This window comes from Salmonella sp. SAL00653 (genome assembly GCF_046552515.1).
In the GTDB taxonomy this organism is placed as follows: domain Bacteria; phylum Pseudomonadota; class Gammaproteobacteria; order Enterobacterales; family Enterobacteriaceae; genus Salmonella; species Salmonella enterica.
Genome location: NZ_JBGDTY010000012.1, coordinates 121,014 through 145,013 on the forward strand (window position 1 = coordinate 121,014; position 24,000 = coordinate 145,013).

Here is a 24,000-nt window from a genome sequence, read left to right on the forward strand (position 1 = left end):
TATTGTTAGTGGGAGATATATTAAATCAGGCATAGACCTGATTTTATTATTATTCACATAACACTCAATTATTATTGGAGATATTCAGTTATCCCCCTCTTTAAAGGAGGCTGGTAACGCGGCGATACAAAAGATATTGCTCTATAAACAGTAACGTCGTTATCTGTCATGCCACCGTGGGTTAGCGGTCATGGTTAACCAAATAGGGCAGGTTATTGCAAAGAGACATCCGCGTTTATACCCAAAATAATCCGTAGCCAACACATAAGCAACTTGAAGTATGAAGGGTATATGTCTGATGGAAAATCGTCCCTGGTGAGTAGGGTAATAGCGCCGGAGGGGCTCCGGCGCTTTTTACTTAGCCGAGCGCCTGGGCCAGTAGCGTAATGGGGTGTTCGCAGCGTTTGCTTGTAGACATCTCAATTTGCCACTTACAGGTTTCACAATCGGTGACGACAATGTCGGCGCCGCTCTCTTCAATCTGGCGGAACAGCGGCGCGCCGATGGACTGTGATGTCGGATAGTTTTCCTTTTTAAATCCATACGTACCGGCAATGCCGCAGCACTGTGAATCAAGTACCGTCAATTCAAGCCCCGGAATTTGCCGCAACAGTTCAAGCGTGTAAAGCGTCCAGCCCATTTTTTCCATATGACACGGCGTATGGTAGACCACTTTCAGCGGCAAAGGATTAAGCGGCAGCGTTTTCCCGGCATCCAGTTTGCGCCATAGCCAGCGGGTGGCCAGCTCGATATGTTCGCGCAGCCCGGCGTTGTCCACGTCCAGCACTTCAGGATATTCATCGCGCAACGCAAACGTACAGGTGGATGACGTGGCGATGACCGGAATACCTTTGACGGCAATCGCCTCGCGTAGCGACTCCACATTGCTGATAGCCTGTTTGCGAGCTTTATCCGTAAAACCGTTAGCGATCAGCGGTACGCCGCAACACTTCTCTTTACTCAGTAACTGTACGCCAGTACCCATTGCGTTCAGCACCTTAATCAGATCTTTTCCGAGCTGCGGATGGTTGTAATTCACAAAACAGCCATGGAAAAAGGCGACCTGATCTTTGTATTTAGCCTGCTGCGCCGCCACGCTACGATACCAGCGGCGGAAGGTGCCGAAAGAGTATTTTGGTAAGGTGCGGCGATGATCGATTTTGAGCGCGTAATCAAGCAACTGGCGCACTGGCTTTAATGCGGTGGCGGTATTGACCACCGGCGCGAACGGCGTTGAAACGCTGCCCATCAGATCGGTATGGCTGAGAATAAAATTACGCAATGACGGGCGCGTCGTATCGTATTTCGCGCGGGCGCGCTGGATGATATCGCCAATCTTCACGTCCGACGGACAGGCGACCTCACACCGTTTGCAGTTAATGCAATATTTCAGCGCCTCATCATACAGTGCGCCGTCTTTCAGACGCAGGCGCTCGCCATCCGGTCCGGCCTGTTTAGGGCCAGGGTAGCCAGGATTAACGCGGCTGACCGGGCACGCGGTGGTGCACACCGTACATTTAATACAACTTTCAAAACGTGTGTCGCTCATTGCTGTTCTCCTGCACGCTCAGCGATATGGTGCGCGGCCTGGAGGGCGCTGACTGCGCAGACACCGCCGCCGCATCCCTCAGCTATAGGATCGAATCCCGCCAGCACAGAACCTATTGCATACAGATTTTCTACCGTGTTGCCCGCAAGGGAGGGGCGGAAGGCGTCATCCGTCACGACGCCAAACTGCTGCCAGGGCTGTGGGTCGAAGAAATGTTGTTGATACCATTCGGCGCGGGTGGCCGTTTGCTGTACGTCGAGCCCTAAAATAGGTTCGCGGATCCCTTCGCGCTCGGCAACCAGACCGCTACTAAAGAAGCTACCGCTGGCAAGTACGGCAAAACGCGGGCGCAGTGGGATATCAGCATGGTTGCGGGTCCATATTTCGCTCACGATACCGTGACGGCAGGTGACTTTCTTCACTTCATCGCCCGGCATCCAGATGCCGCCCTGACGGACAAACTGGCGCTGGAGCTGATTGTGCAGACGAATACCGAGCACCGATGGCGGCAGCGTCGGCAGCAGCGTGAGCGCGCAGGGCAGACGTTCGTTAAGCCAGCGCCACAGCGTATCGTTCGCTAGCCCGAAACAGGCGGGCATGATGATCATGTCGCAGTTTGTCGCTATTGGCGACAGCGCGTCGTACAGCAGTGGCCATTTTTCTTCGTTATCAAGCAGACGCGCAATATTGACCGCGCGAAATTCCGTCGGGTTATCACGCAGTACGTCCAGTTCCGGAAGGTCGATTTCTGCGGTTTCCACGTTGAGGTCGCGTTGGCGCAGCGACGCTGCCGCAAGGTGCGCCTGGAAATCCAGTAATCCGCTAACGCCGACGACGCAAATTCGCTGTGCGGATAACGGCCAGACCGGTACTTCCGGCGAGCTAAGCCAGGTTGAACGCAATGTGCCAAGCGGCGTGACACGCTGGTGCGCCTGCTGTACGTCGCCGTATAACTGCGCGCCGCTGGCGTTAAGTAGCGTTTGCGCCTGTTGCGCCAGCGTAAGGACTTTTTGCGCGCCCAAACGCGAATAAGGATGTTCAGGCGCCTGGCGGCACAGCGCATCAAGCCCGGCGGTAATGTCGGTCACCGGTTGGCCGTCGGGCAGGGCGCTGAGTAGATCCAGCGAGCCGGAGGAAAAATGCAGCGCGCTTTGTCCGCGGGTGACGATGGCGCAGCGTAATCCATGCTGCTGGAGTTGCAGTCCGCATAGCAAACCGGCGAGACCGCCGCCCATAATAACCGTATCAAATTTCATCCTGGTGCTCCTTCTCCAGACCGCATAATCCCTGATAAACCCAGCGCGTGAATTCGCTTTCGCGCAGCGCGTCTCCCCAGGCGACAGGTTGTACGCCTTTCCAGCGCTCATTCAGAAATTCAGAGAGTTGCGTAATAGATTGCGCCGCGGTCGTCACATTAAAACGCTGCAATAGCCCGGCTGCGCGGCAGGCGCATAGCTCGCCCTGGCAAGTGCCCATCCCTACGCGGGTGCGACGGCGCAGATCCAGCAGGCTATTCACGGTTAAGTTTTCGACGGCATACTGCACTTCCCCCGCCGTGACGGCCTCGCATTCACAGACCAGGCTACGGTGTTGGCGGCCTTCACTCAGCCACCCCGGCGTGCGATCGCCATGCCGATAAACCGCCGATCCGCGTAGCGGCGCGGGAAGCGAGATAATGCGTTTCAGCGTATGTTCTGTAGACTCTTTTGAGCCAGGCAACGGCGTATCCGCCGTGATGCAGGGGCGAGTATTGCCCAACTTGCGGCACACGGCATCGGTCGCCCATTCCGCCATCAGGCGGTAAGTCATTAGCTTCCCGCCGGTAATGGTAATGAAGCCTTCAAGCCCGTCGCGCTCGGCGTGGTCGAACAACACAATACCGCGGCTGACGTTACGACCACTGGGATCGTCATCGCTGGCCACCAGCGGGCGGACGCCGGAATACGCGCGCAGAATACGCGTCTTCGCCATGACAGGGGCCAGTTTTTCCCCTTCACGCAGCAGGATATCGACTTCATCTGCGGTGACGCGGTTGTTGTCTATCTCATTGTAATCAATATGGGTAGAGGTGGTGCCGATCAGTGAAATCGTATCGCCAGGTACCAGAATGTCGGCATCCGATGGTTTCCGGCAGCGGTTAATGACATGCTGGTTGATCCGATGGTCCATGATCAACAGCGAGCCTTTCGCCGGGAACATGCGAATACTCAGGTCGGCGTATTCGGCGATCCGTTGCCCCCAGATACCTGCCGCATTGACCACCACCGGCGCGTGAAGCGTCTGGGTTTCGCCAGTGAGATGGTTGCGCACATGGACGCCGCAGACCGTTGCGCCTTCACGAATGAGCCCGGTCACTTCATGCGCCGTTAACACGATTGCGCCATGTTCTCTGGCATCCAGCATATTGGCGGCGGTAAGGCGGAAAGGGTCCACGGTGCCATCCGGCACTTTTACCGCACCGATGAGCGCAGGGTTAACGGAAGATTCGATGATGCGAGCCTGCTGCGGATCGATGGCTTCAGCGCGAATGCCCGCCGCTTCACAGGCGCGAATAAAGGTGGCCTGAAACGCAAGATCATCTTCCGGCAACGTAATAAACAGACCATCCGTCGGTTCGACGCAATGGCGGGCGATCCGTTTTAAAATCTGGTTTTCACTAATGCACTCGCGCGCGGATTCCGCGTCGGTAACCGCATAACGAGCGCCGCTGTGCAGCAGTCCGTGGTTACGCCCGGTCGCGCCGGTCGCTATATCATGCCGTTCCACCAGAATGACACGTAAACCGCGCAGCGCGCAGTCGCGGGCGATCCCTGCGCCTGTTGCTCCACCGCCAATGATAATCACGTCACTTGCTTGCGAGTCGCGAGTTTTCATTGTTTTTCCTCACAGTTCGTTTTTTATCATTTAGCCATACAAATCATATGGAATGTTTGATTTCGCGCATAATCGCTCACTATTCGAAAATGAAACGTGATTTCGTGCGCCTTTCTGAACATTGGTCATAAAACTGTAACAATATGTGCTGTAATTCACATTAACGTGACGTATCTTTACTTAACATCGCGGCCACACTGGGAGCAGCGGGGTTGTTTGAACAAACTGCGGTGTTTACCTCTAAATAAAATACGGGCCACGGAGGCTACAATATGTTGAGTATTTTTAAACCAGCGCCGCATAAAGCGCGCTTGCCAGCGGCGGAGATTGATCCGACCTATCGCCGATTACGCTGGCAGATTTTCCTGGGGATATTCTTTGGCTATGCCGCGTATTATCTGGTGCGCAAGAACTTTGCCCTCGCGATGCCCTACCTGGTAGAACAGGGTTTTTCACGCGGCGATCTGGGCTTTGCGCTGTCCGGGATTTCCATCGCTTATGGTTTTTCGAAATTTATAATGGGTTCGGTGTCCGATCGCTCGAATCCGCGCGTTTTTCTGCCGGCAGGGTTGATTCTGGCCGCAGCAGTCATGTTGTTTATGGGCTTTGTGCCTTGGGCGACATCCAGCATCGCCGTGATGTTTGTGCTGTTGTTCCTTTGCGGCTGGTTCCAGGGGATGGGGTGGCCGCCGTGCGGACGTACGATGGTTCACTGGTGGTCGCAGAAAGAACGCGGCGGCATTGTGTCGGTCTGGAACTGTGCGCATAACGTCGGCGGCGGGATCCCGCCACTGCTGTTCCTGCTGGGGATGGCGTGGTTTAACGACTGGAAAGCGGCGCTCTATATGCCAGCCTTTGGCGCGATTGTGGTGGCGCTGTTCGCTTTCGCAATGATGCGCGATACGCCGCAATCCTGCGGTCTGCCGCCTATCGAAGAGTATAAAAACGACTATCCGGACGACTACAACGAAAAAGCGGAAGAAGAGCTGACTGCGAAGCAGATCTTCATGCAGTACGTACTGCCAAACAAACTGTTGTGGTACATCGCTATCGCCAACGTGTTCGTCTACCTGCTGCGCTACGGTATCCTCGACTGGTCGCCGACCTACCTGAAAGAAGTGAAGCATTTCGCACTGGATAAATCCTCCTGGGCCTACTTCCTGTATGAATACGCGGGTATTCCGGGCACGCTGCTGTGTGGCTGGATGTCGGATAAAGTTTTCCGCGGCAACCGTGGCGCGACGGGCGTATTCTTTATGACCCTGGTCACTATCGCGACCATCGTTTACTGGATGAACCCGGCAGGCAACCCGAACGTTGATATGGCTTGTATGATTATCATCGGCTTCCTGATCTACGGCCCGGTAATGTTGATCGGTCTGCACGCGCTGGAGCTGGCGCCGAAAAAAGCGGCGGGTACGGCGGCGGGCTTTACCGGTCTGTTTGGTTACCTGGGCGGTTCTGTCGCTGCAAGCGCCATTGTGGGTTATACCGTTGACTTCTTCGGTTGGGATGGCGGCTTTATGGTGATGATTGGCGGCAGCATTCTGGCGGTAATCCTGCTGGTGGTCGTGATGATTGGCGAAAAACGCCATCATGATGAGCTGCAGTTAAAACGCAACGGAGGCTAATAACATGCAAACCACACTGAAAAACCTTAGCGTGGCGTTAATGTTGGCAGGAATGACCATCGGAAGCGGCGCCGTGGCGGCTGAAAAAGTCGTTATCGCCCACCGTGGCGCCAGCGGTTATCTGCCGGAGCATACGCTACCGGCGAAAGCGATGGCGTATGCGCAAGGGGCAGATTATCTGGAACAGGATTTAGTGATGACAAAGGACGACCATCTGGTCGTCCTCCATGACCACTACCTTGACCGGGTGACTGACGTCGCTGACCGTTTTCCGGACCGGGCGCGTAAAGATGGGCGCTATTACGCTATCGATTTTACGCTGGATGAAATTAAATCCCTGAAGTTTACCGAAGGGTTTGATATTGAAAACGGCAAAAAAGTACAAACTTATCCGGGCCGTTTCCCGATGGGAAAATCTGATTTCCGCGTTCATACCTTTGAAGAGGAAATTGAATTCGTTCAGGGATTAAATCACTCTACCGGTAAAAATATCGGTATTTATCCGGAAATTAAAACACCGTGGTTCCATCATCAGGAAGGGAAAGATATTGCCGCGAAAACGCTGGAAGTGCTGAAGAAGTATGGTTACACCGGCAAGCAGGACAATGTCTATTTGCAGTGTTTTGATGTCGCTGAGCTGAAACGTATTAAGAATGAACTGGAACCCAAAATGGGGATGGATCTCAATCTGGTTCAACTTATTGCGTATACCGACTGGAATGAAACACAGCAGAAACAGCCGGACGGTCGTTGGGTAAATTACAACTACGACTGGATGTTTAAGCCGGGCGCTATGAAGCAGGTGGCGGAATATGCGGACGGTATTGGTCCGGATTACCATATGCTGGTCGCGGAAGGCTCAACGAAAGGGAATATCAAGCTGACTGGAATGGTGCAAGACGCGCATCAGAATAAGATGGTAGTGCATCCTTACACTGTGCGTGCCGATCAATTGCCGGACTATGCCACAGACGTCAATCAGTTGTACGACATCCTGTATAACAAGGCGGGCGTCGACGGGCTGTTCACTGACTTCCCGGATAAGGCGGTCATGTTCCTGCAAAAAAATGACTAAAGGTTTGACATAGTCGAAGTGACGCGCCGGATGAGGGCATAAACGCCTCATCCGACCTGGCGCAACGTTTGCCAGAGTAAGTCTGGTAAACACAATGCCATCAGGCGGGGTTGTTTTATAGCAACCCCTCATCGGTCAGTGTTTCCATACATTTTTGTAATAAAAATAGCGGACTTCCTTCTACCGGCGGTTTTTTTGCTAACAGGGAAATTTGTCGATAAAAGGTGGGTTCCAGCGCCACGGAGCATAATTTTCCTGTCGTGGCTTTTAAGGTTAATTCTGGCAATAAGGCGATACCTAATCCCTGGCGAATAAAATTCAGCGCAGTATCGGGATGGTTAAATTCATATTTAAATATCGGCTCAATACCCTTTTCTTTAAACAACGCCATAATGCTTAATTCATAACGACCTTTACTGACAATAAGTGGTTCGTCCATCAGTTCTTCGACCGTTACTGTACTATTGGCCGCCAGGGGATGATTTTCAGGCACCACTACGGTGAATTTATCCCGGTAAATGGGGACGCAATACATACCGTTGACCGGAAAAGGAACGAAACCGGCATCAATACTTCCGTCCTGCAGCGAATCAATAATAGCCGTACTGTTCTCTTCATAGGGGATAATTTTTACATTTGGATGATGGCTTTCAAAATAGCGAATGACGCCGGGTAAAATGCAGGCGCAGGCGCTGGGAAAACAGCCAATCCGTAGCGTACGGGCCGGGTTCTTTTTTTCTTGTTCGGCAATCTCTTTTACCGCGTTGACGTCGCGCTGGATCGCGCGTAAGTGCCTGACGATGCGGCTACCGGCGGCGGTAAGCTCAATCTCTTTACGACGCTCACGAATCAATATGTCAACGCCGAGCTCCTCCTCAAGCGCGGAGATGGCCTGGCTGACGGCGGATTGCGTCATGTATAGCCGTTTGCTGGCCTCGGTAAATCCGCCGTACTCCAATACGGCAAGCAGGGCGTGGATTTGGGTTAGTGTCATTAGTAAAACCTAATCAATATAATTAAAACGATTAATTTTTCTAATAGAGTGCGCTTGTTTATACTGTGATTCTATCGAATACATCACATTTTGACGCACCTGATAGGTGTTCAGTTGAGCTGAGCGTTGCCTGCGTGCGCCATCTGAGCGGGTCGTTAAGAATGAAAGAAAAATTATGGACGAAGGATTTTTGGGCAATCACCATAGTAAGTTTTATTATCTTTTTTGTTTTTTATGTACTGCTAACTTTATTACCCATTTATATCGTTGACCGCCTGCATGCTTCTGCAGATAAGGCCGGGCTGTTAGTGACATGTTTCCTGGCCGCGGCAATTGTTATTCGGCCATTTGCCGGACAATGGGTGGGAAAATATTCGAATAAAAAGATTCTGGTGCTCTCTTCTCTGGCTTTTTTGGTGATTACCGCGCTGTATCCGGTTTGCCATTCTATCGAGTCGCTGCTCTTTATCCGCGTACTTCATGGGATTACGTTTGGTGTTATTACCACGGTAAAAGGAACTATTTCAGCGCGGTTAATTCCGGCCTCCCGATGTGGAGAGGGCATCAGCTTTTTCTCTTTAGCGATGGGCCTAGCGATGGTCGTAGGACCGTGGATCGGTTTGAATATGGCCCGCTGGGACGCGTTCACTGCCGCATTCTGGCTTTGTTCCGCTGTAGCGGCGTTAGGGATTGTGTTTTCCCTGATTGTGACGGTCCCTCCGGTAATTCGTCATGCCGATGGTTCGAAACCGAATCTGGGTTTTGCCGCGATGTTTGACCGCGCCGCCCTGCCTTTTGCGCTGGTCACCTTTTTTATGACTTTCTCCTATGCCGGCGTATCGGCTTTCCTGGCGCTGTATGCGCGTGAGCTGGATTTAATGGCGGCGGCCAGTAATTTCCTGCTGTGCTACGCGATTTTCCTGATGATATGCCGTACTTTCACCGGGAATATTTGTGATAAAAAAGGGCCGAAATATGTTATTTTCCCATGCCTGTTGGCTTTTACCATCGGTCTGGTGGCGTTGGGTTACACCAATGGCAGCATCATAATGATTATTTCCGGCGGTCTCATCGGTATCGGCTACGGTTCGGTCACGCCGGTTTTCCAGACGCAAATTATCAGCTCGGTTGAACCGCATAAAATCGGCGTGGCGAATTCACTGTTCTTTAACGCGATGGATGCCGGAATGGCGATTGGCGCCTTTATCATGGGAATGATGGTTGAGTCGGTTGGCTATCGTATGATTTATGTCGCTGGCGCGGTGCTGGTGGTACTCGCTGGCGCACTGTATGCCGTGCAGATGAAAAAACGTGGCGTGATGCCTTTGGTTTCCACCAGCGAGTTGCACTGAGTTACATCTCGATTTCGATATCGCCTTTTGCCCTGCAGCAGCAGGGCAAAATCTCTCCCGGCTGGATAAACGCTAAAGGTTCCGTAATCCAGTCAACCTGACCGGCAACCAGTCGGGTACGGCAGGAGCCGCAATAACCTTCGCGGCACTGATACTCCACCTCAACGTTATGCGATTCCAGCGCGGCCAGCAGAGAAGGGTGTTCATCCTGGCACAGCAGCTGTGTGCCAGTGATACGCAGCGTGACGCGTCCCATCAGAGCTGGAAATTACTCAGATCGTCGGTATCGACTTCCGAATCGATTTGTCCGACCAGATAAGAGCTAACTTCCACCTCCTGTGGCGCGACCTGAACGTTATCGGACACCAGCCAGGTATTGATCCACGGGATTGGGTTGGAGCGGGTCTGGAACGGCAGATCCAGCCCTACCGCCTGCATACGAATATTAGTAATATATTCAACGTATTGACACAGGATGTCTTTATTCAGGCCGATCATCGAACCGTCGCGGAACAGATAGTCCGCCCACTCTTTTTCCTGCTGCGCCGCCTGCACGAACAGGTCATAACATTCCTGTTTACACTCTTCGGCGATTTCCGCCATCTCCGGGTCGTCCACGCCGCTACGCAACAGGTTCAGCATATGTTGCGTGCCGGTCAGATGCAGAGCTTCGTCACGGGCGATCAGACGGATAATTTTGGCGTTGCCTTCCATCAGTTCACGCTCGGCAAATGCGAAAGAGCAGGCGAAGCTGACGTAGAAGCGGATGGCTTCCAGCGCGTTCACGCTCATCAGGCACAGATACAGTTTTTTCTTCAGCTCACGCAGATTCACGACAACCGTTTTGCCATTAACGGTATGGGTGCCTTCACCGAGCAGATGCCAGTAGCTGGTCATCTCAATAAGTTCGTCGTAGTAGGCGGAGATCCCTTCGGCGCGCTTCTGAATTTGCTCATTGGTCACGATATCGTCAAACACGACCGCCGGATCGTTGACGATGTTACGAATAATGTGGGTGTAGGATCGTGAGTGAATCGTCTCAGAAAACGCCCAGGTCTCTACCCACGTCTCCAGCTCCGGGATGGAAATGAGCGGCAGCAGGGCGACGTTCGGGCTACGTCCCTGAATGGAATCCAGCAGCGTCTGGTATTTGAGGTTGCTGATGAAGATATGTTTTTCGTGCTCCGGCAACGCCTGATAATCGATACGATCGCGGGAGACGTCGACCTCTTCCGGACGCCAGAAGAAAGAGAGCTGTTTTTCGATCAGTTTTTCGAAGATGTCATATTTCTGCTGGTCATAGCGTGCAACGTTGACCGGCTGGCCAAAGAACATGGGTTCCTTGAGCTGATCGTTTTTCGTCTGTGAAAAAGTGGTGTATGCCATTGAAGTGAATCCTTTATGGGATGAGCGCCGGATGGCGGCGCAAGCGCCTTATCCGGCCTACAAACCGTACAATCGTAGGCCGGGTAAGCATAGCGCTACCCGGCACTATTCATCAGATCTTACAAGCGCCGCTTTCGCAGCCATCGTCCTGAATAGAAGGCGCCAAATCGTCCTGCGCATCTTCCGCGCCGTCGCGGGTATTTTGATAGTACAGAGTTTTCACGCCAAACTTATACGCGGTGAGCAAATCTTTCAGCAGTTGCTGCATCGGCACTTTTCCTGACGGGAAACGTGACGGATCGTAGTTGGTATTGGCGGAAATCGACTGATCGATAAACTTCTGCATGATACCCACCAGTTGCAGATAACCGTCGTTGTTCGGCATCTCCCACAACAGTTCGTAAGCGTCTTTCAGATGCTCATAATCCGGCACGACCTGACGCAAAATACCGTCTTTCGAGGCCTTGATGCTGACGTAGCCGCGCGGCGGCTCAATGCCGTTGGTGGCGTTGGAGATCTGGGACGACGTTTCCGACGGCATTAGCGCCGATAGCGTGGAGTTACGCAGACCGTGGGTTTTGATCGACTCACGCAGCTGTTCCCAGTCGTAGTGCAGCGGTTCGTTGACGATCGCATCCAGATCTTTTTTGTAGGTGTCGATCGGCAAAATGCCTTTTGCATAGGTGGTTTCGTTGAACCATGGGCAGGCGCCTTGCTCTTTCGCCAGTTCGTTGGACGCTTTAAGCAGATAGTACTGAATGGCTTCGAAGGTTTTATGCGTCAGATTATTGGCGCTGCCGTCGGAATAACGTTTACCGTTTTTCGCCAGCCAGTAGGCGAAGTTAATCACGCCAATGCCCAGCGTACGACGGCCCATTGCGCCGCGTTTGGCAGCCGGAATCGGGTAATCCTGATAATCGAGCAGAGCATCCAAAGCGCGTACTGCCAGAATAGCCAGTTCTTCCAGCTCGTCCAGAGTTTTAATGGCGCCCAGGTTGAATGCAGACAACGTACACAACGCAATTTCGCCGTTTTCATCGTTGACATCGTTCAGCGGTTTGGTCGGCAGGGCAATCTCCAGACATAGGTTAGACTGGCGTACCGGGGCGACAACCGGATCGAACGGACTGTGAGTATTGCAGTGGTCAACGTTCTGGATATAGATACGACCGGTAGAGGCGCGTTCCTGCATCATCAGCGAGAACAGTTCGACCGCTTTCACACGCTGTTTGCGGATGCTGTCGTCGTTTTCATATTTCACGTACAGGCGTTCGAATTCGTCCTGGTCGGCGAAGAACGCATCGTATAGCCCGGGTACATCGGACGGACTGAACAGCGTAATGTCGCCGCCCTTCAGCAGGCGGGTGTACATCAGTTTGTTGATCTGTACGCCGTAGTCCATGTGACGTACGCGGTTACCTTCCACGCCACGGTTGTTTTTCAGTACCAGCAGGCTTTCCACTTCCAGGTGCCACATCGGGTAGAACAGTGTCGCCGCGCCGCCGCGCACGCCGCCCTGCGAGCAGGATTTCACCGCCGTCTGGAAGTGCTTGTAGAACGGAATACAGCCGGTGTGGAACGCTTCGCCGCCACGAATCGGGCTACCCAGCGCACGAATGCGTCCCGCGTTGATGCCGATACCGGCGCGCTGAGAAACGTATTTCACAATCGCGCTGGAGGTGGCGTTGATGGAATCCAGACTGTCGCCACACTCGATCAGTACGCAGGAGCTGAACTGACGGGTCGGGGTACGCACGCCGGACATGATGGGCGTCGGCAGCGAGATTTTGAACGTAGAGACCGCATCGTAAAAACGTTTTACATAGTCAAGACGCGTTTCACGCGGGTAGTTCGAGAACAGGCAGGCTGCTACCAGAATGTAGAGGAACTGCGCGCTTTCATAGATTTCACCGGTCACGCGGTTTTGCACCAGATATTTCCCTTCCAGCTGCTTAACGGCAGCGTAGGAGAAGGTCATATCGCGATCGTGAACGATAAACGAATCCATCTGCTTGAACTCTTCTTCCGTGTAGTCTTCCAGCAGATGATTGTCGTATTTGCCAAGCTCAACCATTTTTACCACATGGTGGTAAAGTGCGGGCGGCTCAAACTGGCCGAAGGCTTTCTTACGCAGGTGGAAAATCGCCAGACGCGCAGCCAGGTATTGATAATCCGGCGCATCGCGAGAGATCAGGTCTGCGGCAGCCTTAATGATAGTTTCATGGATATCGGAGGTCTTAATCCCATCATAAAACTGAATATGCGAGCGTAGCTCGACCTGAGAAACCGATACGTTATTCAGTCCTTCTGCCGCCCAATCAAGCACGCGATGAATTTTGTCGAGATTGATGCGCTCAGTACGGCCGTCACGCTTTGTCACCAGCAGACTCTGATTCATGTGGTTTTCTACCTGTTTACCTGTCCGTGAAAGAAAAATATCCCCCCGCTTATCCACAACGCCACGTTGTGACTAACTCTGTGGATAAATACTATATATAGGGGGTAATCGATAAGTGAAACGCTATATGGTGAGTATTCTAGTAGGGATTCTTTTGAGTACAAGAGTTGATTTTGGCGTTAAATTGCGGTTGCAAAAGCGTAAGAATCGCTAAATGCGCGTCTGATAAGGCCTGGAGAGGATGTCAACAATTCATAAAAAAAAATCAAAATTTGATCGAATGCTGATTTCTTCATCGAAGAGAAAGGTTGCGCCCGATGATCTAACGCAACCCTTATAGGAAAATTCTTTGATGTCAGGCTTTTTTAGCGCGGGTATGCAACATGTAGTTAACGTCTACTCCGGGACCGAGTTTGAAAGTATTGGTTATCGGGTTGTAGTGCAGTCCGGTGATATGTTGCTCTTTCAGGACGGTTTCATCTACCCAGCTTAACAGTTCAGCAGGCTTAATGAATTTCTTCACGTCGTGCGTGCCTTTTGGCACCATGCGCAGAATATACTCAGCGCCGACGACCGCCATCAGCCAGGATTTCCCATTGCGGTTCAACGTTGAGAAGAACACCTCGCCGCCGGGTTTAACCAGTTGGGCGCAGGCGTGGACGACCGATTGCGGATCGGGAACGTGCTCCAGCATTTCCATACAGGTGACGACGTCGTATTGCTGGGCGTGTTTTGCCGCATGTTCCTCAACCGTCTCCTGCATGTACTCTACCTCGATGCCGCTTTCCAGCGCATGCAGTTTGGCGACCTGCAAAGGCTCAAAGCCCATATCCAGCCCGGTGACGGTTGCGCCTTCGCGCGCCATGCTCTCCGCCAGAATACCGCCGCCGCAGCCGACGTCGAGCACCTTTTTACCAAACAGGCCGCCTGAGCGCTCAGTAATGTAGCCAAGGCGTAGGGGGTTGATACGATGCAATGGCTTGAATTCGCCCTCCAGATCCCACCAGCGCGACGCGACGGCTTCGAATTTGGCGATTTCATTATGGTCAACGTTGTGAGCTACCGACGGTTTTTCAGTGTTCATGAGTACATGAGATTCCGCTATTGATCTATCGGGGCAGTATAGCAGGTGCAAAGTCGCTGCGTTATATCTACTGCCGTCTTTATTACGCTTTCAGCGCAAGAAGTTTTCTTGCGCGTTCTGTAAAACCGCTACCGATGTGGTGCGTGATAAAATTACAGACGCCCTCGACGTTGTTGTTTTTTAACATATCCAAAATAGTGGCATGTCCACGGTTAGAGCTGGTGATATATTCAGCGGTAAAATCCAGTCTGTAGCGAATTGCCAATAAACGTGCTGAGATCAACAGGTGTGCTTGTGAAATGTATTTATTATCGGCATATTTCACAAAAACATAATGAAAATCATGATCCAGTTTGAGGTAAGCTTGCGTATCGCGCTCTGCATTAATTTTTGCTGACTTCGATAAAATATTGCTTAATTCGACTATGACATTGTTAGCATTTTTCTCCATCGCTTCACGAATTGCGCCCTGTTCAAGGATAACCCTCATTTTGATGAGATCATTGATATCCTCGTCGGTGACAGAAAAAACAAATGTCCCACTGCGGGGAATGATGTTGACCAGGTTTTCATTATAGCTCAGCCAAATAAAAGCTTCACGAATTGGTGTTTTACTTACCATCAGAATATTTGATAGTTCATTTTCACTGATCGCTTGCCCAAGATCGAAATCGCCATGGATAATCATCTCCCTTATTTTCTCTTTAATCACCTGGGTGATGGATTTGGGTATTTCAATTGATATGTGACTAAAATCACGCTTTAATCTATTTTTCATTTTCTTCTCCTCCATGGTTAAACCCGGCTCCATTGTAATTAATTTATTCAAAATTAACGGATCTAATATATCAGATATAAGAAAATTTACATACTTTATTGTTGTTATTGTATATTTCATTAAGTTTGCTTGCTGATATATCAGATATGACACATTAGCTTTTGAATTGTATTGTTTTTTACGTAACATCAATTCCGGTCAATACCCTTATTCATTGAATCATAAAAGGTGATGCAAAATGAGTAGTCCACAAGAAAATTTATACGATACAATTCGTATTGTAAAAAGGAAAATCATTCCTTTGGCCTTTATTCTTTACTTTTTTAACTATATGGATCGTGTCAATATTGGGTTTGCTGCATTACGCATGAATGAATCTCTCGGTATTACGCCTGAGGATTTCGCTAATATTTCTTCTATATTCTTCATATCATATTTAATCTTTCAAATTCCGAGTAGCATTGGCTTGCAAAAGCTTGGCGCAAGAAAATGGATTAGTTCCATTATTATCGGCTGGGGAGCGGTAACAGGGCTGATTTTTTTGCTAAAGATACTCAACATATTTTGCTGGCTCGCATTTTTTTGGGGGTATTTGAAGCTGGCTTTTTCCCGGGCATGGTTTATTATCTTGCATGCTGGTTCCCGGCTCGTGAACGCGGAAAAGTCAATAGTTTCTTCATGTTATCTATTGCTGTTGCATCGGTATTGGCTGCACCGATGTCTGGTTGGATCATCGAGCATTTGAATACCCCGGATTATGAAGGCTGGCGCTGGCTTTTTGCTATTGAAGGTATCCCTACCGTATTCCTTGGCATCCTGACATTTTATTTACTGCCTGACAGTCCAGAAAAGGCTAAATGGCTTACGCCACAGCAGATATCGGCCTTAGTTAATAAATTACGTACTGACAATGAAACCGCAGCTGCATTAAATAAAAATACCAACTCATCCTTTCTTTCCGTAATCAAAAATCCAGTTTTGCTTCAGCTTTCTTTCGCCTACATGTTGATTCAGGCGGCTGCTCTGGCGGCAAACTACTGGTTGCCGGGGTTGGTGAAGGGATTTTCAGCTGATTTTACGGATACTGACGTTGGTTTAATCATGAGTATTCCGTTTATTTTCGCTATGTTCAGCATGCCCTGGTGGGGCTGGCATTCCGATAAAAAGAATGAACGAAAATGGCATGCTGCATTACCCATGTTTCTGGCAGGCTGTGGTTTTCTGATGATTGCTCTTGTCCCCTCAATGTCGCTGAGAATGCTGGGGCTAACGTTCTATGGTGTTGGGATCCTCAGCTATTACGGACCTTACTGGGCGCTGCCTTCTGCATTATTGTCGCCGTCAGGGTTGGCTATCAGCATTGCGTTTATTAACTCATGTTCAAGTCTTGGCGGATTCCTGATTAATAAATCACTGGGATTCGTTTCTACTCATTATGGTGCGACAGGAATATTTATTGTAGAGGCAATACTTTGCTTCGCTGCGGTAGCCGTTTTGGCGTTAATGAAAATTGATGTGAAAAAAGAAAAAAGCCAACAAACAAATGTTGTATCACGAACCTGATAAATGGAGAAATTATGAAAATTACGTCTATTGAAGTTTTTGACTGTGAATTAAAAAAAAGAGATCAAACGATGTCCTCCTATAATCCAGTACTTATCCGGGTGAATACCGACTCAGGATTAAGTGGTATTGGCGAAGTAGGACTGGACTATGGCGCAGGCGCTAAAGCTGGCGTAGGGATCATCAGAGATCTGGCGCCATTGATTGTGGGTGAAGATCCACTAAATATCGAAAAAATTTGGGAGTTCTTTTTCAGAAAGACTTTTTGGGGGATGGGGGGCGGGAACGTTTTTTATGCCGGAATGAGCGCTATTGATATTGCTCTTTGGGATATCAAAGGTAAATATTTAGGTGTACCTGTTTATCAGCTCCTTGGCGGGAAAACTAATGAAAAATTAAGAACCTATGCTAGTCAGTTACAATTTGGTTGGGGGGATAAACGCCAGATATTAGTGACACCTGAGGAATATGCTGAGGCGGCGCGTGCGGCTCTTGACGATGGATATGATGCGATTAAAGTGGATCCACTCGAAATCGATCGTAATGGCGATGACTGTGTTTTTCAGAATAGAAATCGTAACTATTCAGGATTGTTACTGGCCGATCAATTAAAAATGGGGGAAGCGCGAATTGCCGCTATGCGTGAAGCAATGGGGGATGATGCTGATATTATCGTAGAAATCCATTCTCTTCTCGGTACAAACTCAGCTATTCAATTTGCGAAGGCGATAGAAAAGTATCGTATCTTTCTTTATAAAGAACCGATCCATCCATTAAATTCTGATAATATGCAGAAAGTTTCCCGTTCAACAACGATTCCAATCGCCACTGGCGAGCGTTCCTACACAAGATGGGGATACAGGGAATTACTGGAGAAGCAGTCTATTGCCGTAGCGCAACCTGATTTGTGTCTCTGCGGCGGAATTACCGAAGGAAAGAAAATCTGTGACTATGCTAATATTTATGACACCACTGTACAGGTGCATGTTTGCGGCGGTCCTGTTTCCACGGTAGCCGCGCTGCATATGGAAACGGCAATTCCCAACTTTATTATTCATGAACATCATACCAATGCGATGAAAGCATCTATTCGGGAACTTTGTACCCACGATTATCAGCCGGAAAATGGCTATTATATCGCGCCGGAACAGCCCGGATTGGGTCAGGAATTAAACGATGAGGTAGTGAAAGAATACCTGGCCTATGTGATTAAATAGCATCTGGTGATACTGATTATGGTTTATGCCTCCCGGCATATCCCCTAAATAATTCGAGTTGCAGGATAAAATGGTTAACCGTCTTGAACAGCGCTTGCGCTAACCCCGACGGGGCGAGGCCCAGGGATGGGCCGAGTAACTTGCCGCCAACGCACATGAAACTTGAAGTATGACGGGTATACACGGGAGGTATTGATTTTCCAGCCTCTTCCTGGCCAGGCCCAGATCTCCTCTGTGTCGCCTCTGAAGCCGATCGCCGATAAACGCCGAGACCACGCTTATAAATGAAGAGAGCATGCGGCACCCGAATAAAGCATTGTCTGGCTGCATTCCGTTTACCAGTACGTGGGCGAATGTGTTATAATTTGCGACCTTTGAATCCGGGATACAGTAGAGGGATAGCGGTTAGATGAGCGACCTTGCGAGAGAAATTACACCGGTCAACATTGAGGAAGAGCTGAAGAGCTCCTATCTGGATTATGCGATGTCGGTCATTGTTGGCCGTGCGCTGCCGGATGTCCGAGATGGCCTGAAGCCGGTACACCGTCGCGTACTTTACGCCATGAACGTATTGGGCAATGACTGGAACAAAGCCTATAAAAAATCTGCCCGTGTCGTTGGTGACGTAATCGGTAAATACCATCCCCACGGCGATTACGCAGTGTATGACACCATCGTTCGTATGGCGCAGCCATTCTCGCTGCGTTACATGCTGGTGGATGGTCAGGGTAACTTCGGTTCTATTGACGGCGACTCCGCGGCGGCAATGCGTTATACGGAGATCCGTCTGGCGAAAATCGCCCACGAACTGATGGCCGATCTCGAAAAAGAGACGGTGGATTTCGTGGATAACTATGACGGTACGGAAAAAATTCCGGACGTCATGCCGACCAAAATTCCGAATCTGCTGGTGAACGGTTCTTCCGGTATCGCAGTAGGTATGGCGACGAATATCCCGCCGCACAACCTGACGGAAGTGATTAACGGCTGCCTGGCGTATATCGACAACGAAGACATCAGCATTGAAGGGCTGATGGAACATATTCCGGGGCCGGACTTCCCGACCGCCGCGATCATCAACGGTCGTCGTGGTATCGAAGAGGCCTACCGTACCGGTCGTGGCAAAGTGTACATTCGCGCCCGCGCGGAAGTTGAAGCTGACGCGAAAACGGGCCGTGAAACCATCATCGTCCATGAAATTCCCTATCAGGTGAACAAAGCGCGCCTGATCGAGAAAATCGCCGAGCTGGTGAAAGATAAACGCGTGGAAGGCATCAGCGCGCTGCGTGACGAATCCGATAAAGACGGGATGCGCATCGTGATTGAAGTGAAACGCGATGCGGTGGGTGAGGTGGTGCTTAATAATCTCTACTCCCAGACCCAGCTACAGGTTTCCTTCGGTATTAACATGGTGGCGCTGCATCATGGCCAGCCGAAGATCATGAACCTGAAAGATATTATTTCAGCGTTCGTGCGCCACCGCCGTGAAGTGGTGACGCGTCGGACTATTTTTGAACTGCGTAAAGCCCGTGACCGCGCGCATATCCTTGAAGCTCTGGCGATTGCGCTGGCCAACATCGATCCGATTATCGAACTGATTCGCCGTGCGCCAACGCCGGCGGAAGCGAAAGCGGCGCTGATTTCGCGTCCGTGGGATCTGGGCAACGTTGCTGCGATGCTGGAGCGCGCCGGTGACGACGCCGCGCGTCCGGAATGGCTGGAGCCAGAATTTGGCGTGCGTGACGGTCAGTACTACCTGACTGAACAGCAGGCGCAGGCGATTCTGGATCTGCGTTTGCAGAAACTGACCGGCCTGGAGCATGAAAAACTGCTCGACGAATACAAAGAGTTGCTGGAGCAGATTGCTGAACTGCTGCACATTCTGGGCAGCGCCGATCGCCTGATGGAAGTGATTCGCGAAGAGATGGAGTTAATTCGCGATCAGTTCGGCGATGAGCGTCGTACCGAAATCACCGCCAACAGCGCCGATATTAATATCGAAGATCTGATTAGCCAGGAAGATGTTGTCGTGACGCTGTCTCACCAGGGTTACGTCAAATATCAACCGCTGACAGATTACGAAGCGCAACGTCGTGGTGGGAAAGGTAAATCTGCCGCGCGTATTAAAGAAGAAGACTTTATCGACCGTCTGCTGGTGGCCAACACCCATGACACCATCCTCTGCTTCTCCAGCCGGGGCCGTCTGTACTGGATGAAGGTCTATCAGTTGCCGGAAGCCAGCCGTGGCGCGCGCGGTCGTCCGATCGTTAACCTGCTGCCGCTGGAAGCCAACGAACGTATCACCGCGATTCTGCCGGTTCGTGAATACGAAGAGGGCGTCAACGTATTTATGGCGACCGCCAGCGGTACCGTGAAGAAAACGGCGCTGACCGAATTCAGCCGTCCGCGTTCCGCCGGTATTATCGCGGTGAACCTCAACGACGGCGACGAGCTGATTGGCGTTGACCTGACTTCTGGTTCTGACGAAGTCATGCTGTTCTCGGCCGCGGGTAAAGTGGTGCGTTTCAAAGAAGACGCCGTCCGTGCGATGGGGCGTACCGCGACCGGTGTGCGCGGTATTAAGCTGGCGGGAGACGATAAAGTAGTTTCTCTGATCATCCCACGCGGCGAAGGCGCTATTCTGACCGTAACGCAAAACGGCTACGGGAAGCGTACCGCAGCGGACGAGTACCCGACCAAGTCTCGTGCGACGCAGGGCGTTATCTCTATCAAAGTGACCGAGCGCAACGGTTCCGTTGTCGGTGCGGTACAGGTAGACGATTGCGACCAGATCATGATGATCACGGATGCCGGTACTCTGGTGCGTACCCGAGTGTCTGAGATCAGCGTAGTGGGACGTAATACCCAGGGCGTTATCCTTATCCGCACGGCGGAAGACGAAAACGTGGTGGGTCTGCAACGCGTTGCTGAACCGGTAGATGACGAAGAACTCGACGCTATCGACGGCAGCGTGGCGGAAGGGGATGAGGATATCGCCCCGGAAGCGGAAAGCGATGACGACGTTGCGGATGACGCTGACGAGTAATGTTATTGCTGTGCGAGGGCCGGATATCCGGCCCTTTTTCTTTGCCGTTGCGGGCTACGTCATTTACCGCTACCTTAGTCACACTCTATTTACATCCTGAGGCGGAGCTTCGCCCCTTTGAAATACCTTGCTTCCTTTCGAACTACGCTGAAAGTCTCGCGCTACTTATTCAGAGCGTTAGCGTTACTCATTTGGCTCTTAATCGCCTTTGTTTCGGTGTTTTACATCGTCAATGCCCTGCACCAGCGGGAATCTGAAATTCGTCAGGAGTTCAACCTTAGCTCCGATCAGGCGCAGCGTTTTATCCAGCGCACGTCGGACGTGATGAAAGAGCTCAAATATATCGCCGAGAACCGTTTAACGGCGGAAAACGGCGTCATGTCGTCGCGTGCGCGTGATGACAAAATGGTGGTGCCGGACTTTGAACCGCTATTCGCCGACTCAGACTGTGCGGCGATGGGCTCCGCCTGGCGCGGTTCGCTGGAGTCGCTGGCCTGGTTTATGCGTTACTGGCGCGACAACTTTTCAGCGGCGTATGATCTTAACCGCGTTTTCCTGATTGGCAGCGATAACCTCTGTATGGCGAATTTCGGCCTGCGTGAAATGCCCGTGGAGCGCGATGATGCGTTAAAAGCGTTACATGAGCGGATTATGAAATACCGCAACGCGCCGCAGGAAGAAAGTGGGAATAACCTTTTCTGGATAAGCCAGGGCGCGCGTCAGGGCGTGGGCTACTTTTATGCGCTGACGCCGGTGTATCTGGCCAACCGTCTGCAGGCGCTGCTGGGCGTCGAGCAGTCCATCCGCATGGAAAATTTTTTCACGCCGGGCAGTTTGCCGATGGGCGTCACTATTATTGATGAGAACGGCCATTCGCTGATTTCGTTGACCGGTCCTGACGGCAATATTAAAGCGGAGCCGCGCTGGATGCAGGAGCGTTCCTGGTTTGGTTATACGCCAGGTTTTCGCGAACTGGTACTCAAAAAAAGCCTGCCGCCATCCTCGCTCAGTATTGTCTATTCTGTGCCTGTAGATTTAGTCCTGGAGCGTATTCGTATTCTTATCCTGAACGCTATCCTGCTGAACGTGCTGGTGGGCGCAGGGCTGTTTACGCTTGCGCGGATGTATGAGCGGCGAATTTTCATTCCGGCGGAGAGCGATGCCCAGCGTCTGGAAGAGCATGAACAGTTCAACCGTAAAATCGTCGCCTCCGCGCCGGTGGGGATCTGTATTCTGCGCACTATTGATGGTGTCAATATTCTGAGTAACGAACTGGCGCACACCTACCTGAACATGCTCACGCATGAAGACAGACAGCGCCTGACGCAAATCATTTGCGGCCAGCAGGTTAACTTCGTTGATGTATTGACCAGCAATAATACCAATTTGCAAATTAGCTTCGTCCATTCCCGCTATCGCAATGAAAACGTCGCGATTTGCGTGTTGGTAGATGTGAGTACGCGCGTCAAAATGGAAGAGTCGCTGCAAGAGATGGCGCAGGCGGCGGAGCAGGCAAGCCAGTCTAAATCCATGTTCCTTGCGACGGTCAGCCATGAATTGCGCACACCGCTGTACGGTATCATTGGCAATCTCGATCTGCTGCAAACCAAAGAGCTGCCAAAAGGCGTGGAACGTCTGGTCACGGCGATGAATAACTCCTCCAGTCTGTTGCTGAAAATTATCAGCGACATTCTCGACTTCTCGAAAATTGAGTCGGAACAGCTAAAGATTGAGCCGCGCGAATTTTCACCGCGAGAGGTGATGAACCATATCACCGCCAATTATCTGCCGTTGGTGGTGCGTAAGCAGCTCGGTCTGTATTGTTTTATTGAGCCTGACGTGCCGGTATCGCTGAACGGCGACCCGATGCGTTTACAGCAGGTTATTTCAAACCTGTTGAGCAACGCCATTAAGTTTACCGATATTGGCTGCATCGTGCTGCATGTGCGCTGTGATGGGGATTATCTCAGCATTCGCGTGCGGGATACCGGCGTCGGTATTCCGGCAAAAGAGGTGGTTCGCCTGTTCGATCCCTTCTTCCAGGTGGGAACCGGCGTACAGCGTAACTTTCAGGGGACCGGTCTGGGGCTGGCGATTTGCGAAAAATTGATCAGCATGATGGACGGCGATATTTCCGTCGATTCGGAGCCTGGCATGGGAAGCCAGTTTACGCTGCGCATCCCGCTTTATGGCGCGCAATACCCTGTGAAAAAGAGCGTGGAAGGACTCGCCGGAACCTGCTGTTGGCTGGCGGTGCGCAATACTTCTTTGTGCCAGTTTATTGAGACCAGTCTGGCGCGTAGCGGCGTTCATACGCAGCGTTATGAAGGGCAAGAACCCGCCGCGGACGATATTTTGATTGTCGATGACGCGCTGGAGCATACCTGGCAGGGAAGGGCGGCGGTCGTCTTTTGCCGCCGTCATATCGGGATTCCGTTGGAAAGAGCGCCGGGCGAGTGGGTGCATAGTGTGGCGTCGGTGCATGAGTTGCCCGCACTGTTGGCGCGTATTTATAGTATTGAGCTGGATAGTGAAGCGCTTTCCAGCGCATTGCCGACGACGGATAAAACTGCAGATTCAAATGACGACATGATGATTCTGGTCGTTGACGATCATCCGATCAATCGCCGCTTGCTGGCCGATCAACTGGGATCGCTGGGGTATCAGTGTAAGACAGCCAATGATGGCGTGGACGCTCTGAATGTGCTGAGTAAAAATGCTATCGATATTGTTCTGAGCGATGTGAACATGCCGAACATGGACGGCTATCGCCTGACGCAGCGTATCCGTCAGCTTGGGCTGACGCTGCCGGTCGTCGGCGTGACGGCGAACGCGCTGGCGGAAGAGAAACAACGTTGCCTGGAGTCCGGTATGGACAGCTGTTTGTCGAAGCCTGTGACGCTGGATGTGTTGAAACAGACGCTGGCGGTGTATGCCGAACGAGTACGTAAAACGCGGGCATAAAAAATGCCGGATGGCGGCGTCGCCTGTCCGGCCTGCAAAAGATGAGTCGACTGGTAGGCCTGATAAGCGTAGCGCCATCAGGCTGGGTA

The 24,000-nt window shown here is 51.4% G+C and carries 15 protein-coding genes and 1 pseudogene; 7 read left to right on the top strand and 9 right to left on the bottom strand.

The features are described 5' to 3' along the window. Positions 1-358: 358 nt before the first annotated feature. Genes glpC through glpA form a run of 3 tightly spaced genes read right to left on the bottom strand, consistent with a single transcriptional unit; the run spans position 359 to position 4,423 of the window. Entirely contained in the window at positions 359-1,549 is a 1,191-nt protein-coding gene (gene glpC, locus ACLJRU_RS15085) for an anaerobic glycerol-3-phosphate dehydrogenase subunit GlpC (protein ID WP_001285726.1), read from the bottom strand. Continuing rightward, entirely contained in the window at positions 1,546-2,805 is a 1,260-nt protein-coding gene (gene glpB, locus ACLJRU_RS15090; protein WP_000667145.1) for a glycerol-3-phosphate dehydrogenase subunit GlpB, read from the bottom strand. The genes glpC and glpB overlap by 4 nt, the downstream gene beginning before the upstream one ends. Next, positions 2,795-4,423: an anaerobic glycerol-3-phosphate dehydrogenase subunit A gene (glpA, locus tag ACLJRU_RS15095; RefSeq protein ID WP_023235087.1), complete on the bottom strand. Its 1,629-nt coding sequence runs from the start codon at positions 4,421-4,423 to the stop codon at positions 2,795-2,797. Before glpA ends, glpB begins: the two co-directional genes overlap by 11 nt. Before the next feature lie 272 nt (positions 4,424-4,695). Between glpA and glpT the strand changes: the two genes are divergently transcribed. Further along, the gene (glpT, locus tag ACLJRU_RS15100; RefSeq protein WP_000948739.1) at positions 4,696-6,054 is read left to right on the top strand and encodes a glycerol-3-phosphate transporter; all 1,359 of its coding nucleotides are present in this window, start codon (positions 4,696-4,698) and stop codon (positions 6,052-6,054) included. Positions 6,055-6,058: 4 nt separating this feature from the next. Beyond that, on the top strand, positions 6,059-7,129 hold the full coding sequence (glpQ, locus tag ACLJRU_RS15105) for a glycerophosphodiester phosphodiesterase (RefSeq protein WP_001195118.1): 1,071 nt from the start codon (positions 6,059-6,061) through the stop codon (positions 7,127-7,129). Positions 7,130-7,244: 115 nt separating this feature from the next. Here the strand turns inward: glpQ and ACLJRU_RS15110 are convergent, their stop codons facing one another. Next, a complete protein-coding gene (locus ACLJRU_RS15110; protein WP_001540489.1) occupies positions 7,245-8,123 on the bottom strand; it encodes a LysR family transcriptional regulator in 879 nt (292 codons plus the stop codon). Between the two features lie 161 nt (positions 8,124-8,284). Here ACLJRU_RS15110 and ACLJRU_RS15115 point away from each other — a divergent pair, with 161 nt between their 5' ends. Beyond that, positions 8,285-9,475 carry an MFS transporter gene (locus ACLJRU_RS15115; protein WP_023235086.1) on the top strand — a complete coding sequence of 397 codons (1,191 nt, stop codon included), beginning with the start codon at positions 8,285-8,287 and terminating at the stop codon, positions 9,473-9,475. A 1-nt stretch (position 9,476) separates the two neighbouring features. On the opposite strand, the gene yfaE is transcribed toward ACLJRU_RS15115, so the two are convergent. From yfaE to ACLJRU_RS15140, 5 genes are all read right to left on the bottom strand, one after another. After that, positions 9,477-9,731 carry a ferredoxin-like diferric-tyrosyl radical cofactor maintenance protein YfaE gene (gene yfaE, locus ACLJRU_RS15120; RefSeq protein WP_000533921.1) on the bottom strand — a complete coding sequence of 85 codons (255 nt, stop codon included), beginning with the start codon at positions 9,729-9,731 and terminating at the stop codon, positions 9,477-9,479. Then, a complete protein-coding gene (nrdB, locus tag ACLJRU_RS15125) occupies positions 9,731-10,861 on the bottom strand; it encodes a class Ia ribonucleoside-diphosphate reductase subunit beta (protein WP_000332026.1) in 1,131 nt (376 codons plus the stop codon). The genes yfaE and nrdB overlap by 1 nt, the downstream gene beginning before the upstream one ends. Before the next feature lie 112 nt (positions 10,862-10,973). Continuing rightward, on the bottom strand, positions 10,974-13,259 hold the full coding sequence (gene nrdA / locus ACLJRU_RS15130) for a class 1a ribonucleoside-diphosphate reductase subunit alpha (RefSeq protein WP_001076494.1): 2,286 nt from the start codon (positions 13,257-13,259) through the stop codon (positions 10,974-10,976). Between the two features lie 355 nt (positions 13,260-13,614). Continuing rightward, a complete protein-coding gene (ubiG, locus tag ACLJRU_RS15135) occupies positions 13,615-14,343 on the bottom strand; it encodes a bifunctional 2-polyprenyl-6-hydroxyphenol methylase/3-demethylubiquinol 3-O-methyltransferase UbiG (protein WP_001091008.1) in 729 nt (242 codons plus the stop codon). 82 nt (positions 14,344-14,425) lie between these two features. Further along, positions 14,426-15,310 (bottom strand): GntR family transcriptional regulator, encoded by an 885-nt coding sequence (locus tag ACLJRU_RS15140; RefSeq protein WP_000944714.1) that lies wholly within the window; start codon positions 15,308-15,310, stop codon positions 14,426-14,428. A 178-nt stretch (positions 15,311-15,488) separates the two neighbouring features. On the opposite strand from ACLJRU_RS15140, the pseudogene ACLJRU_RS15145 reads away from it, so the two are divergent. From ACLJRU_RS15145 to rcsC, 4 genes and pseudogenes are all read left to right on the top strand, one after another. After that, positions 15,489-16,684 (top strand): annotated as a pseudogene (locus tag ACLJRU_RS15145) (MFS transporter). A 14-nt stretch (positions 16,685-16,698) separates the two neighbouring features. Beyond that, on the top strand, positions 16,699-17,901 hold the full coding sequence (locus tag ACLJRU_RS15150) for a mandelate racemase/muconate lactonizing enzyme family protein (RefSeq protein WP_023235085.1): 1,203 nt from the start codon (positions 16,699-16,701) through the stop codon (positions 17,899-17,901). Positions 17,902-18,310: 409 nt separating this feature from the next. Continuing rightward, entirely contained in the window at positions 18,311-20,947 is a 2,637-nt protein-coding gene (gene gyrA, locus ACLJRU_RS15155; RefSeq protein WP_038993193.1) for a DNA topoisomerase (ATP-hydrolyzing) subunit A, read from the top strand. A gap of 117 nt (positions 20,948-21,064) precedes the next feature. Beyond that, the gene (gene rcsC, locus ACLJRU_RS15160; protein ID WP_000876086.1) at positions 21,065-23,911 is read left to right on the top strand and encodes a two-component system sensor histidine kinase RcsC; all 2,847 of its coding nucleotides are present in this window, start codon (positions 21,065-21,067) and stop codon (positions 23,909-23,911) included. The last annotated feature ends 89 nt before the right edge of the window (positions 23,912-24,000 follow it).